A 12,076-nucleotide genomic window follows, 5' to 3' on the forward strand; every position below is an offset into this window, starting at 1 on the left:
ATGGTGCGGTGGCTTGTAAGGCGCGCCGAGGCGACTAATCATCGTGCGGACGATGCAGCCTGCAGCAGGGTTCGTACAAACTATCGGCAGGATTTCCGCACCCGTTAGCAGGAATAAGGGTGATAACACGCGGGTCTTGGAGGCCGGGAAATTCCGAAAAGAATTTGGGATTTCTCCTTACCCGAGCATCCCAAGTGGCGATAGCTACTCGTGAAGGCCCACGGATGGGCCATCGCTTACAGTCCCAACTCACGGAGGAAATACCATGGGCTTCGTTATTAACAACAACCTCGCGGCAAACAACTCTTACCGCAACCTCAACGCCACGCAGACTGACCTTTCCAAGTCACTGGAGAAGCTGTCCACCGGCCTGCGCATCAACCGCGCCGGCGATGACGCAGCGGGCCTGTCCATCTCCGAGGGCCTCAAGGCACAGGTCACCGGTTCGGCCCAGGCCGCCCGCAACGCCCAGGACGGCATCTCGGTCATCCAGACCACTGAAGGCGCCCTGACCGAGGTTCACTCGATCCTGCAGCGCATGCGTGACCTCGCGGTCCAGGGCGCCAACGACACGAACAACACCGACGCCCGCAACGCCATCAAGTCCGAAGGCACCGCCCTCGGTCAGGAGCTGGACCGCATCACCAAGGGCACCAACTTCAACGGCATCACGACCCTGGACTCTGCAAAGACACTGAAGATCCAGGTCGGCACCGGCGGCGGCACCAACGACTCGATCTCCGTCTCGCTCGTCGACACCAGCTCCACCGGCACCCTGGGCACCCTTGCCGGCACTACCAATGCCGGGTTCGACGTGACCACGGCTGGCAACGCGCAGACCACGATCGGCACCATCGACACCGCCATCAAGGCCGTCTCCGCCCAGCGCGCAGACCTGGGTGCAACCCAGAACCGCCTCGAGCACTCCATTAAGTCGCTGAACGTTGCCGGTGAGAACCTGCAGGCCGCTCAGTCCCGCATCGCCGACGTTGACATGGCTCAGGAAATGGTCAAGTTCACCAAGGCCAACATCCTGTCCCAGGCCGGCACCGCAATGCTGGCCCAGGCCAACCAGTCCAGCCAGGGCGTTCTTTCGCTTCTGCGCTAGGCCTGAGCCGGCAGACGGGCAGCCACAGAGGTCAGTCTGCCACCCTGATCAGACGAAGACTTACCCCCGATCACCACGCTGCGGAAGGGCCGGACGATGCCAAAACCATCGTCCGGCCCTTACGTGCAGCATCAGTACTTTCGAAACAGCAGCGGGATCAGCATTTATTAGCAGCAAGGAGCGGCAGCGATGGGAATTTCACTCGACGGACTGGCCAGCGGGCTCGACACCACCGCCCTGATCGGCTCCATCATGCAGTCCGAAGCCCTCCCGCAGACCCTGCTCAAAAACAAGTCCTACGACATCCAGACCATGGTGTCCGCGCTCCAGGGGCTCAACGGCAAAGTCGCCGCCCTGGCGATGCAGGCCACCGCCGCCGCCAAGCCCGGCGCCCTCGATCTCTTCACCGCCAGCACTAGCAGCGACAAGGTTGTCGCCACCACCACCGCAGCGGCCAAAGCGGGCTCCCTCGATTTCCAGGTCACCAAGTTAGCCCAAACCCAGGTCACCGTGACGCCCAAGGTGAATGCCGTGACGGGCTGGCCGTACACGACCATGACCATCAACAGCGGCGGTACCCCGTATACAATCCAGCCGCTCTCGAGCAACCTCGACGACGTGGTCACCGCGGTCAACGCCGCGGGTGCGGGCGTCACTGCCACTAAGGTGGACGTGGGCGGCGGAGACTTCCGGCTCCAGTTCACCGCGACGAAGTCGGGCGCAGCAGGCGCCTTCACCATCAGTGATCCGGGAACGACGTTCACCGACGTCAAGGCCGCCCAGGACGCGGAGATCTCACTCTGGCCGGGCAGCACCGCGGCCCAGACGGTAAAGTCCTCGACCAACACGTTCACGGATCTCCTCCCCGGCGTCTCCGTCACCGCTAAGGAAATCAGTGCGGCCCCGGTATCCCTCACGGTGGGCCGCGACGACGCGGGAATCACGAAGATGGCCTCGGACCTTGTCGCCGGGGTGAACGGCATCTTCTCCTTCGTGGCCGCCAGGACGGCGGTCAGCACCACTACCGGCACCACCGGATCCAAGACATCAGCCGGGATCTTCGCCGGTGACAGCACGGTCCGCTCGGTGAACCAGAACATTCTCTCGGCCGCTTCGCTGCCGGTGGGAACCCCGCCGCGGTCGCCGTCGGAAATCGGCATCAGCATCACCAAGACCGGCACCATGGAATTCGATGCCACCAAGTTCGGCGCCGCCCTCGCCGCCGATCCGGCTGGGACGGCCGCCAGGGTGCAGGAAATCGCCGGGCGCATCGCCGCCGCAGCCAACACCGCCTCGGACAAGTACGACGGCACCCTGACCAAGACCATCACCGGCCAGCAGTCCGAAGTCAGCGATCTTGCTAACCGAATCAGCGACTGGGACACCCGGCTGGCTTCCCGCCAGGCAACGCTGAAAAGCACCTACTCGGCCCTTGAAGTGGCAATGAGCAACATGAAGGCGCAACAGTCCTGGCTCACTTCGCAACTCGCGGGCCTCTCCGGCGGGAGCAGTAAGTAATGACCAGTAACCCCTTTGGAAACGGCATCGGCGGCTACGGAAGCGGCAGCGCGGCCCAGCGCAACCAGTACCTCGCGGACTCGGTCCTCTCGGCGCCGCCGGCCCGGCTCCTGACCATGCTCTACGACCGGCTCCTGCTGGACCTCGGCCGCGCCGAGACCGCGCAGCAAGCCGCCAACTGGCCGGTCGCTTCGGAGAACCTCCTGCACGGCCAGGCCATCATCGCGGAGCTGATTTCCTCGCTCAAGACCGACGCCTGGGACGGCGCCGACGGCCTGCTGGGGCTTTACAACTACGCTTTCACTGCCCTGGTCAACGCCAACATCCAGCGCGACGCTGCCCTGACCAGGGAAGCAATCGAACTGCTGGAGCCTCTACGCCAAGCCTGGCACGACGCCGCCGCGGCCATCCCCGCCGCCCGGCCGGCCCCAGCGGCCGCCGCGGGAGCGCCGTCGTCGTCCGCCTTTGCGGGAGCCGGTGCCTGGAACACTCAGCCCGGCGCAGCTGGCGGGAGCCTCGGTTTTGGCTGAGCCCGCGTACTGGGAGGACCCCCGTGCCACGGAGCCAACAGCCGACTCCGCCCTCCAGGCCTGGTCCCGGGTGCTGGACCTCCTGGAGATGGCCGTCGTTTCCGCAGAAAAGACGCTGAAGGACCCGCTGGGTCCCTTATCCGCGACAGCTCAGCCGGTGGCAGCGCTGCCCGTCGAGCGCTGGTCTCCGCCGTCGCTCAACACGCCATTGCCGCCCTCGGCACGGCGGCGGGCCATGGCGCTGTCCGCGGCGCAGGAGCGGGTGGCCCGGCGCCTGGAGGCGGCGAAACACGACGTGGCCCGGCAGTTGCACGCCGTGAGCTCGGTACCCGGCGTCGGCGGTCAGTCCGGGGCGATCTACCTCGACGTGAACGGCTAGACCAGCCGCAGGCAGGCCGACCGGAAAGACGCGCAATAAACCTTTCGCATTTTTCGCTAACGCGGCGCTGACCAGTGCCGATAGCCACAGTTGGAGCACGGATCGCTCGTTTACCGGCCACGGATCGGCCACCCCACAATTCCCCAGGCAGGACTCTGTGCTCGAATCCGTGACTTCGACAGCGCTGGCCAGCGCTATGGACGGTCTGGCCCTGCGCCAACGCGCCATCGCGAACAACATCGCGAACGTCAACACCCCGAACTACCACGCCCAGCGCGTCAGCTTCGAAGCTGCCCTTGCCGCGTCGGTTCAGTCCGGTGACGGCCGCACCGAAGCCACGACAGCGACGTCGCTCGAGCCCAGCCAGCTCAACGGCAACAACGTCAACTTGGATACCGAGACCCTGTCCAACATCGATACGGTACTGCGTTTCCAGTTCGCCGCCCGCGCCATCGGCGGGGAATTCACTGCCGTCCGCGCCGCGATGAGGACCAACTAATGACCTTCGACGCGATCGGCATTGCCGGCTCCGCCCTCACCGTGCACCGGAAGTGGCTCGACGCCGTCTCGGACAACCTCGCCAACATGAACAACGCCTCGGCCACGTCCGGCCCCGCGTTCCGCGCTAAGTACGTCGAAGCCACCGCGGGCGCAGGGGAGACCGGCGTGTACGTCAAGGGCACCCCCCTCGGTGACGCCAAAGGCCGGATCGTCTACCAGCCGGACCACCCCCTGGCCGACGCCAACGGCAACGTGAAATACCCGGACATCGACATGGCCGAGCAGATGGGGTCCCTGATCATTGCCCAGCGCGGCTACCAGGCCAATGCCCAGGTGGTTGACCGCGCCCGTGAGACCTACCTCGCCGCCCTTGAGATTGGAAGATCCTGATGCCCGTTTCCCCGATCGCACCGGTACAGGGCGTCGTTCCCACGGACTACCTCTCCGGCGCCGCATCCGTAGCCGGGACCGACGGTAGCGGCTTCGCATCTTCCCTCACCGGCGCCGTGGATAACCTCCAGCAGCTGCATTCGACGTCGAAGGAGCTTGCCGTGTCCGCCGTTACCGGCAACCTGGACGACATCCACAACGCCACCATCGCGGCCAGCCGGGCGCAAATCACGCTCGAACTCGTGGCCACCGTGCGCAACAAGGGCGTTGACGCGTTCAACGAGATCATGAGGATGCAGGCCTGATGCCTCCGCAGATTACAGGCTTCTTCCAACGTCTGGGCGGCGGCCTCAAAGGGTTCAACACCGGCCAGCGCACCCTGGCCGTCATTGGCGCCGCCCTACTGGTGGTCGGCATCGTCGCGCTGTCGGCCTGGCTGTCCAAGCCCACCATGACGCCGCTGTTTTCCGGCCTCAAGAACACCGACGCGAACGGCATCGTGGAGCAGTTGCGCAAGGACAACGTGCCATACCAGCTCAGCGACGGCGGCGCCACCATCCTGGTGCCCGAGGAGAAGGTGTACGACGAGCGGCTCAAGGCCGCCGCAGCCGGGCTCCCGAGTGCCGCAGCCACCGGCTACTCGCTGCTGGACAAGATGGGCGTCACCTCCTCCGAGTTCCAGCAATCCGTCACCTACAAGCGCGCTCTCGAGGGTGAACTGGCCAGCACCATCGGCGCGATGGAGGGCGTGAAGACCGCGGCCGTCCGGCTCGCGATCCCGGAAAAAACCGTCTTCGTCTCCAAAACCCCGGACACCACCGCCTCCGTATTCATCGAAACCGCCCCCGGCGTCACCCTGTCCGGTGACAAGGTCCAGGCCATTGTGCACCTGACCTCCGCCGCGATCGAGAACCTCAAGCCTGCCAACGTCTCGGTGGTCGACGCGCAGGGCAACGTCCTGTCCACGGTAGGGGGCGGCGCCGCAGGATCGTCCTCCAAGCAGGCCACCGACTACCAGCAGCGCACCGGCGACGCCGTCCGAGCCGTCCTGGACCGCGTGGTGGGCCCCGGCAACTCCACCGTGGCGGTCGCCGCGGATGTTACCGGCGAATCTGCCCAGCAGAAGAGCGAAACGTTTTCCAACACCCCCGGTGCGCTGCCGCTGAGCGAATCTGCCAAGTCGGAAAAGTACACCGGCACCGGGGGAGGAGCCGCCGGCGTCCTCGGACCGGACAACATCGCCGTCCCCGGCGGCACCAGCGGCAACGGCAACTTCGACTCCACGACGGCAACCAAGAACAACGCCGTCAACAAGGTCACCGAAGACCGCGTGATCCCGCCGGGCGCCATCAAGCGCCAGACCATTTCGGTGGCGGTCAGCCAGTCCGCCGCCGGCGGGCTGAACCTCGGCTCGCTGACCGCGCTGGTCACCTCCGCCGCCGGCATCGACAAGGCCAGAGGCGACGTCGTCACCGTCGAGGTGATCCCGTTCAGCACCGCCGCCGCGGACCAGGCGAACGCCTCCCTCGACGCCGCCAAGGCCGAGATCGAGGCGCAGAAGCAGGCCGCGTTCTTCGGGACCCTGGTCACCGCCGGCAGCATCCTGCTGGGGCTGCTGATCCTCGCGCTGATCGTGATCGTCATCCTGCGCCGCCGGCAGAAGCGCGAACCCGTGGACCTCGGCGAACGCCTGGACCTGCTGCCGCCGCTGCCCGCCGTCACGGCCTTTGACCCGGCCCCCGCGACGTCGGCCATCCCGCTGACCGCGCTGCCGCTGCAGCCGCTCCCGGCCCCGCCGATGGAAGTGCTCGAAGCCGAACGGCGGATGCAGGAGATCGACAACATGGTCGCCGCGAACCCGGAGAAGGCCGCCGATTACCTCCGCGGCCTGATGGATGACAGGCAGCCCGCATGAAACTCGCCGACTCGACCCTCACCGGCACCCAGCGCGCCGCCATCATCCTGATGCAGATGAGCCCGCCCAACGCGGCGCAGGTAATGGCACAATTCACGGACACCGAGGCGGAGGAAATCGCCGCCGAGATTGTTCGGCTGCGCAAGGTGGATCCCGCGGTTGCCGAGCAGATCATGAAGGACTTCCACGAGGCCGCCCTGAGCAGCCCGCGGCAGGCCCGCGGTGGCCGGGAACTCGCCGAAGGCCTGCTCGAGGCGTCCTTCGGCTCGGAAAAAGCCGCCGGCCTGATCAACCGGCTGACCGTCAACATGGCCGGCAAGTCCTTCGAATTCCTCGAGGACATCGAGCCGGTGCAGATCCTTGCACTGATCGACGGCGAACTTCCGCAGACCATCGCCCTGGTGCTGGCCCACCTCAGCCCCCGCAAGGCCTCGGCCGTGATGTCCGGGCTGCCCGGCTCGCTCCGGGCCGACGTCGCCCTGAGCATCGCCACGATGGGTTCGGGTGCGCCCGAAGCCATCGGCATCGTGGCGGACACGCTCAAGCTGCGCGGCGGCGCGGCCGTCTCGCAGCAGGCCTCCAAGGTGGTGGGCGGCATCCAGCCGCTGCTCGAAATCATCAACCGGACCGACGCCGGCACCGAACGTTCCGTCCTGGACGGCCTGGACCTGCTCGATCCGGACCTCGCGGTGGAAATCCGCGCCCAAATGGTGACGTTCGACGACATCGTCAAGCTGGAACGCCGCGACGTGCAGCTGGTGCTCCGCGGCCTGGACGCCTCCGTCCTGGCGGTGGCCATGAAGGGCGCCTCGGAGCAGGTCCTGGAAACCGTCACCACCAACGTGTCCGGCCGCAACCTCGAGATCCTCGAATCCGAGATGGCCGCGCTCGGACCGCTGCGCGCCTCGCAGATCGAGGAGGCCCGGGCCGCCGTCGTCCGCTCCATCCGCGAACTCGACGCCGAAGGCGCGATCACCATCCACCGCGGCGACGAAGAAGACTATGTCTACTGACGGTGCTTTCACAAACCGGGCCGCTACCGCCGGATCCGCCGCCGGCAGCGCCCCCGCCCGGATCATCTTCCCCTCGCTGCGTTCCGGTGGACCCGCCAGCGAACAGGCCGGCTACACCGAAGGCCACGCCGCCGGCTACGCCGCCGGGGTCCGCGCCGCCGCCAAGGAACAACGGCGCTGGCGCGACCGGATGGCGGCCGAACAGGCTGCCGCCCTCGCTGCCGGACAGCAGGACCTGGACCGCGCCGTCCGCGCCCTCGCCGTGGCCCGCACCGACTTCGCGCACCGCAACGTCCAGGCGCTCCAGGACGCCGAAGAGGTCCTGGCCCGCATCGCGCTGGAGCTTGCCGAAGCCATCCTCGGCTACGAACTCGCCGCGGGGACCCGGACGGCCCGCGCCGCCCTGGACCGCGCCCTGTCCGGGAACGACGCCGCCACCGTACTGGCCATCCGCCTGCACCCGGCCGACATTGACGTGCTCGCCAAGGAAGGCCAGGACCTGCCGGCCGGGCTGCCGCTGCTCGCCGATCCGTCCCTGCAGCGCGGCGACGCGAAGGTGGAGTACCAGCAGGGCTGGCTCGACGCCAGCCTCGGGAGTGCCCTGGCCCGGGCCAGGACGGCCCTGCTGGGGGACCAGCAGTGGGCTTCCAACGCCACGAACGAACTTTCCGGCGGTCAGCCATGATGGCCCCCTGGCGCCCCAAAAGCGAGGACTTCGCCGCCGCCCTCGCCGCGGCCGCGCCACAGCGGGTGGGCACCGTCACCTCCGTGATGGGCCTGGGCCTTGAAGTGTCCGGCCTTGACTGCGCCCTCGGTGACCTGGTCACCGTGGGGGAGAACCCCGGGCTCGACGCCGAAGTGGTGGCGGCCCTGGACGGCGCCGTGCGGTGCATGCCGCTGGGACGACTGGCGGGCGTCGCCGCCGGCGACCCGGTCCGCGCCAAGGGCGGGACCGTGCTGGTCCCTACCGGCGCCGGACTCTTCGGGCGCGTCCTCGACGGCCTCGGCCGGCCGATTGACGGCAAGGGCCCGCTGCTCAGCGGCCCCCGCGTTCCGATCGACAACGAAGCCCCCAACGCCATGAAGCGCGCCCGCATCGACACCGCCCTGCAGACCGGCGTCCGCGTCCTGGACACCATGACCACCCTGGGCAAGGGCCAGCGGATGGGTCTCTTCGCCGGCTCCGGCGTCGGCAAGTCTTCCCTGCTGTCCATGATCGCCCGCGGCACCGACGCCGAGGTCTCGGTGATCGCCCTCGTGGGGGAGCGCGGCCGTGAAGTGCGCGAATTCCTGGAGGACGACCTCGGCCCGGCCGGCCTGGCCCGCTCGGTCGTCGTCGTCGCCACCTCCGACGAGCCGGCGCTGATGCGCATGCGCGCCGCGTTCACGGCCACCCGCATCGCCGAATCCTTTCGGGACCAGGGCCAGGACGTCGTGCTCATGATGGATTCGCTGACCCGCGTGGCCATGGCCCAGCGCGAAATCGGCCTCTCCGCCGGCGAGCCGCCCGCCACCCGCGGCTACCCGCCGTCGACCTTTTCCGTCCTCGCACGGTTGCTGGAGCGCGCCGGTACAGCAGAAACCGGCTCGGTGACCGGCATCTACACCGTGCTGGTGGATGGCGACGACCACAACGAACCGATCGCCGACGCTGCCCGGTCCATCCTTGACGGTCACGTGGTGCTGGACCGGAAGCTCGCCGTGACCGGGCACTTTCCCTCGGTGGACGTCCTCGGTTCGATCTCGCGCGTAGCCTCCAAAGTCAACGCCCGCCCCCACCTCGAGGCGGCCTCCGCGCTGCGCCGGGTCCTCGCGGCCCGCAAGGCCGCCCAAGACCTGATCGACGTCGGCGCCTACCAGGCCGGGACCAACCCGCTGGTGGACGCCGCACTGGCGCACGAGGACTCCGTCAGCGGATTCCTGCAGCAGCCGATGGACGAATCCACCCCCCACCCCGAGTCCTGGCGCCAGCTGGGCCACCTCACCTCAATCCTGGGAGCCGCGGCATGAACCGGGAATTTTCGCTTGCGGGGCTGCTCCGCCTCCGCCAGATCCAGCAGGACCAGGCCGCCACCGGGCTGGCCCGCGCCCGCTCCCGGTCCAGCTCAGTCCGCGCCCGGGAGGCCTCCGCCCGCCGCCAGTTGGCCGCCAACGACGAGGACATCGTCAGCTCGGCGTCGTTGCGCGCCGTCGCCGCGTCCCGGTCGGCGTCCCACAGCATGCTGGCGGACCTGCAGAACCTCTCCCGCGTCGCCGAGCTCGACGAAGGGGCCGCGCGGGAGGAATTTATCGCGGCCCGCACCCGCTCCGTTGGGCTCGAAAAGTTGCAGGCCCGGCACGACTCCGAGGTCAACACCGCGCAGCTGCGCGCCGAACAGTCTGCGCTGGACGAGATCGCCTCGACGATCTGGCACCGGGACGAACAGCAGGTGCGCTCGTGAGCATGACCGAGGCCCTGGGCCGCATGCAGGGCATCCAATCAATGATCGCTGAGCTCACCCGCACCACGACGGCCGAGACCAATACCGCGGCGCTCAAGTCCGCCGCTGCCGCGGCCCTTGCCACCGGGACGGGGACCGGCGACGCCGGCTCGTTCACCGATGCGCTGACCGCGGCGCTGGGCGGGAGCAGCGCCTCCTCCGGAACCGACGCGTCCTCGCTGGTCAGCGGCCTGGGGCTACGCGGCGCAACGGGACCGGGTGCGCTCAGCGGCCTCACAGCGCCGGCCGCGGGATCGGTCAAGGCAGGTGCCGCGACCGGCACTGACGTGGTGGCCATGGCCAAGAAGTACATCGGGGTGCCGTATGTTTGGGGCGGCACCAACCCGGCCACCGGGATGGACTGCTCCGGCTTCACGCAACGGGTCTTCAAAGACCTTGGCATCGAACTTCCCCGCGTCGTCAGCGACCAGATGAAGCAGGGGACCCCGGTGGCATCCCTCGCCGAGGCCAAGCCCGGCGACCTGCTGGTCAGCTTCGGCGGTAACCACATCTCCATCTACCTCGGCAACGGCAAAGCGATCGACGCCCCCGTACCGGGCAAGACCATCCAGATCCGCGACGCCTGGGAGCAGCAGTCCAACCTGACCTCCATCCGGCGGATCGTCCCGGCCGGAGGCTCCTCATGAAGGGCATGGCTTCGATGGACCTGGCCTCGGCGCTCGCGCCGGCGCCGGCCCGTGGCGCGCGTGGCGCGCTGCAGGACAGCCGTGGCCGTTCCGAGGCCGGGGCGTCCAAGGGCTTCGGGACCGCGCTGAACGACGCCGTGAGCAACGAGGCGGCCTCAGCTGCGCCAAGGTCCAAAGTTCCAGGCTCCGCCGCTTCGGTTCGCGGCGAAGCCGGCCACTCCAAAAAGCGCGAGGCCGGCGCCGGGACGCAGGCGACTGCCTCCGCGAGCCTGCCGGACGGCGCCTCCGCCGCGGCAACCGAAGCCCCGGCAACCGACGCCCCGGCCGCCCACGCAGGCATCCTGGCTGCCTCGGCGCAGTTCGCGGCGGGGATCCAGCCGGCCCCGGCCGCGGGGCCAGCCGCCACCGCGGATCCAATCCAGGCTCCCGTGGCGCTGCCCGCGGGCGCTCAGGCCATTGGTGGTTCTACCCAGCCCTTGGCGGGTCCGCGTCTGGCGCTTCAAGCCACCACCACCGCCGTCCCGACAGTCGGCGTTACCGCTGTCGCCGCGCTGGCCGTGCCCGACGTTCCCGCTGCCGGCCAGGAACCGGGAACCACGGCCGCGGCCGGTAGCGCTGCGGCGCCGGACGGACCGCTTCCGGGCGCCGTCGTGTTCCCAACTGCCGACGGACAGGCCGCTGGTGGCCAGAGTTTCGGTGGTCAAGGTGGCCGACCGGCTACCTTGCCGGCGCCGGGCCCCGTTTCCGCCGTCGTTCAAGGTCAGACTCCTGCTACCTCCGCGGGAGTCCAGGACCCAGCCGCCGCTGCGGCAACGGTGCTTCCGACAGTCTCTGCTCCGACCGCGACGCCGGCGCCGGCCGGAGCCGCGGCGGCAGCCATCGCCGGAGCCGTCGACCAGCCGGGCGGGCTTTCGTGCCGGGCAACGGCCGCTCCCGCGGACAGCCTTCCAGTCACTGCCGCGCCTGGCGTTTCCGGGTCTGTAGACGGTCTGGCCGCGGCCGCCGTCGCGGGTTCCGCGGCGGCACCTCCATCGGCCGCGCCGGCCCAGACCGCGGCGGCACCCCAGGCCACGGCCCCGGCGCCGCAGCCGGCGCTCCAGCCGCAGCTGGCCAAACCGCTCTTTACCCTCGCCGGTGCGCCGCACGGCCAGCACATCATGACCCTCAAAGTCACCCCGGAGGACCTCGGCCCGCTGACGGTGCGCGCACACATCGATGGCGCCGGTGTGCGGATCGAACTGTTCGCCCCCGGCGACACCGGGCGGGAGGCCCTGCGCGGCATCCTGCCCGAACTACGCAAGGAACTCGCGAACTCCGGCTTCGGAGCCAGCCTCGACGTCTCGGACCACAACGGCCCACCCGGCCGGGGGCAGGACCGGGGGCAGGACCCGGGGCAGGACCCGGGGCAGGACACCGGTCGGGACGGCTTCCAAGCCGGCAGCGGCGCCGGTTCCGGCTCCGACAGCCGGAGCGGGCCCGGCGCGCCACGGCCCGGACACCGCTGGGACGCTCTGGCAGACGAAGCCTCGCTGCGCACCGCCAGGATCCTGAACGGCCCCTCAACCACCCTCGACATTCTCGTCTGACACGAAGGA

14 protein-coding genes are annotated in these 12,076 nt (G+C 68.8%); all 14 read left to right on the top strand.

All coding sequences use genetic code 11. From position 1 onward, the window contains the following. Window positions 1-265: 265 nt before the first annotated feature. The 14 genes from ABIB14_RS01605 (at window position 266) to ABIB14_RS01670 (ending at window position 12,067) form a co-directional block, all read left to right on the top strand. A complete protein-coding gene (locus ABIB14_RS01605) occupies window positions 266-1,108 on the top strand; it encodes a flagellin N-terminal helical domain-containing protein (protein ID WP_354233588.1) in 843 nt (280 codons plus the stop codon). Window positions 1,109-1,297: 189 nt separating this feature from the next. Beyond that, window positions 1,298-2,626 (top strand): flagellar filament capping protein FliD, encoded by a 1,329-nt coding sequence (gene fliD / locus ABIB14_RS01610; RefSeq protein ID WP_354233590.1) that lies wholly within the window; start codon window positions 1,298-1,300, stop codon window positions 2,624-2,626. Continuing rightward, window positions 2,626-3,156: a flagellar export chaperone FliS gene (gene fliS, locus ABIB14_RS01615; protein WP_354233591.1), complete on the top strand. Its 531-nt coding sequence runs from the start codon at window positions 2,626-2,628 to the stop codon at window positions 3,154-3,156. The genes fliD and fliS overlap by 1 nt, the downstream gene beginning before the upstream one ends. Continuing rightward, the gene (locus tag ABIB14_RS01620; RefSeq protein WP_354233592.1) at window positions 3,149-3,535 is read left to right on the top strand and encodes a hypothetical protein; all 387 of its coding nucleotides are present in this window, start codon (window positions 3,149-3,151) and stop codon (window positions 3,533-3,535) included. The genes fliS and ABIB14_RS01620 overlap by 8 nt, the downstream gene beginning before the upstream one ends. A 157-nt stretch (window positions 3,536-3,692) precedes the next feature. Beyond that, on the top strand, window positions 3,693-4,034 hold the full coding sequence (locus tag ABIB14_RS01625; protein ID WP_354233593.1) for a flagellar basal body rod protein FlgB: 342 nt from the start codon (window positions 3,693-3,695) through the stop codon (window positions 4,032-4,034). Continuing rightward, a complete protein-coding gene (locus ABIB14_RS01630; RefSeq protein ID WP_354233594.1) occupies window positions 4,034-4,426 on the top strand; it encodes a flagellar basal body rod protein FlgC in 393 nt (130 codons plus the stop codon). Before ABIB14_RS01625 ends, ABIB14_RS01630 begins: the two co-directional genes overlap by 1 nt. Beyond that, window positions 4,426-4,731 (top strand): flagellar hook-basal body complex protein FliE, encoded by a 306-nt coding sequence (gene fliE, locus ABIB14_RS01635; RefSeq protein ID WP_354233595.1) that lies wholly within the window; start codon window positions 4,426-4,428, stop codon window positions 4,729-4,731. The genes ABIB14_RS01630 and fliE overlap by 1 nt, the downstream gene beginning before the upstream one ends. Then, window positions 4,731-6,341, top strand: a complete 1,611-nt coding sequence (gene fliF, locus ABIB14_RS01640) for a flagellar basal-body MS-ring/collar protein FliF (protein ID WP_354233597.1) — start codon at window positions 4,731-4,733, stop codon at window positions 6,339-6,341. Before fliE ends, fliF begins: the two co-directional genes overlap by 1 nt. After that, window positions 6,338-7,354: a flagellar motor switch protein FliG gene (gene fliG / locus ABIB14_RS01645; protein ID WP_354233598.1), complete on the top strand. Its 1,017-nt coding sequence runs from the start codon at window positions 6,338-6,340 to the stop codon at window positions 7,352-7,354. Before fliF ends, fliG begins: the two co-directional genes overlap by 4 nt. Then, window positions 7,344-8,039: a FliH/SctL family protein gene (locus ABIB14_RS01650; RefSeq protein WP_354233599.1), complete on the top strand. Its 696-nt coding sequence runs from the start codon at window positions 7,344-7,346 to the stop codon at window positions 8,037-8,039. The genes fliG and ABIB14_RS01650 overlap by 11 nt, the downstream gene beginning before the upstream one ends. Beyond that, a complete protein-coding gene (locus ABIB14_RS01655; protein WP_354233600.1) occupies window positions 8,036-9,364 on the top strand; it encodes a FliI/YscN family ATPase in 1,329 nt (442 codons plus the stop codon). The genes ABIB14_RS01650 and ABIB14_RS01655 overlap by 4 nt, the downstream gene beginning before the upstream one ends. Beyond that, window positions 9,361-9,795 carry a flagellar FliJ family protein gene (locus tag ABIB14_RS01660; RefSeq protein WP_354233601.1) on the top strand — a complete coding sequence of 145 codons (435 nt, stop codon included), beginning with the start codon at window positions 9,361-9,363 and terminating at the stop codon, window positions 9,793-9,795. The genes ABIB14_RS01655 and ABIB14_RS01660 overlap by 4 nt, the downstream gene beginning before the upstream one ends. A gap of 2 nt (window positions 9,796-9,797) precedes the next feature. Next, entirely contained in the window at window positions 9,798-10,481 is a 684-nt protein-coding gene (locus ABIB14_RS01665) for a C40 family peptidase (RefSeq protein ID WP_354233836.1), read from the top strand. After that, a complete protein-coding gene (locus ABIB14_RS01670) occupies window positions 10,478-12,067 on the top strand; it encodes a flagellar hook-length control protein FliK (RefSeq protein WP_354233602.1) in 1,590 nt (529 codons plus the stop codon). Before ABIB14_RS01665 ends, ABIB14_RS01670 begins: the two co-directional genes overlap by 4 nt. Window positions 12,068-12,076: the final 9 nt, after the last annotated feature.

Origin of the sequence: Arthrobacter sp. UYEF3 (assembly GCF_040546245.1) — a bacterium.
GTDB lineage: Bacteria > Actinomycetota > Actinomycetes > Actinomycetales > Micrococcaceae > Arthrobacter.

Bases quoted from the DNA above. Each gene is read 5' to 3' on its own strand.
- fliE (WP_354233595.1), top strand. From the start codon at position 4,426: ATGCCCGTTTCCCCGATCGCACCGGTACAGGGCGTCGTTCCCACGGAC.
- fliD (WP_354233590.1), top strand. From the start codon at position 1,298: ATGGGAATTTCACTCGACGGACTGGCCAGCGGGCTCGACACCACCGCC.
- ABIB14_RS01650 (WP_354233599.1), top strand. From the start codon at position 7,344: ATGTCTACTGACGGTGCTTTCACAAACCGGGCCGCTACCGCCGGATCC.
- ABIB14_RS01665 (WP_354233836.1), top strand. From the start codon at position 9,798: ATGACCGAGGCCCTGGGCCGCATGCAGGGCATCCAATCAATGATCGCT.
- ABIB14_RS01630 (WP_354233594.1), top strand. From the start codon at position 4,034: ATGACCTTCGACGCGATCGGCATTGCCGGCTCCGCCCTCACCGTGCAC.
- ABIB14_RS01670 (WP_354233602.1), top strand. From the start codon at position 10,478: ATGAAGGGCATGGCTTCGATGGACCTGGCCTCGGCGCTCGCGCCGGCG.
- ABIB14_RS01660 (WP_354233601.1), top strand. From the start codon at position 9,361: ATGAACCGGGAATTTTCGCTTGCGGGGCTGCTCCGCCTCCGCCAGATC.
- fliF (WP_354233597.1), top strand. From the start codon at position 4,731: ATGCCTCCGCAGATTACAGGCTTCTTCCAACGTCTGGGCGGCGGCCTC.
- ABIB14_RS01655 (WP_354233600.1), top strand. From the start codon at position 8,036: ATGATGGCCCCCTGGCGCCCCAAAAGCGAGGACTTCGCCGCCGCCCTC.
- fliS (WP_354233591.1), top strand. From the start codon at position 2,626: ATGACCAGTAACCCCTTTGGAAACGGCATCGGCGGCTACGGAAGCGGC.
- fliG (WP_354233598.1), top strand. From the start codon at position 6,338: ATGAAACTCGCCGACTCGACCCTCACCGGCACCCAGCGCGCCGCCATC.
- ABIB14_RS01605 (WP_354233588.1), top strand. From the start codon at position 266: ATGGGCTTCGTTATTAACAACAACCTCGCGGCAAACAACTCTTACCGC.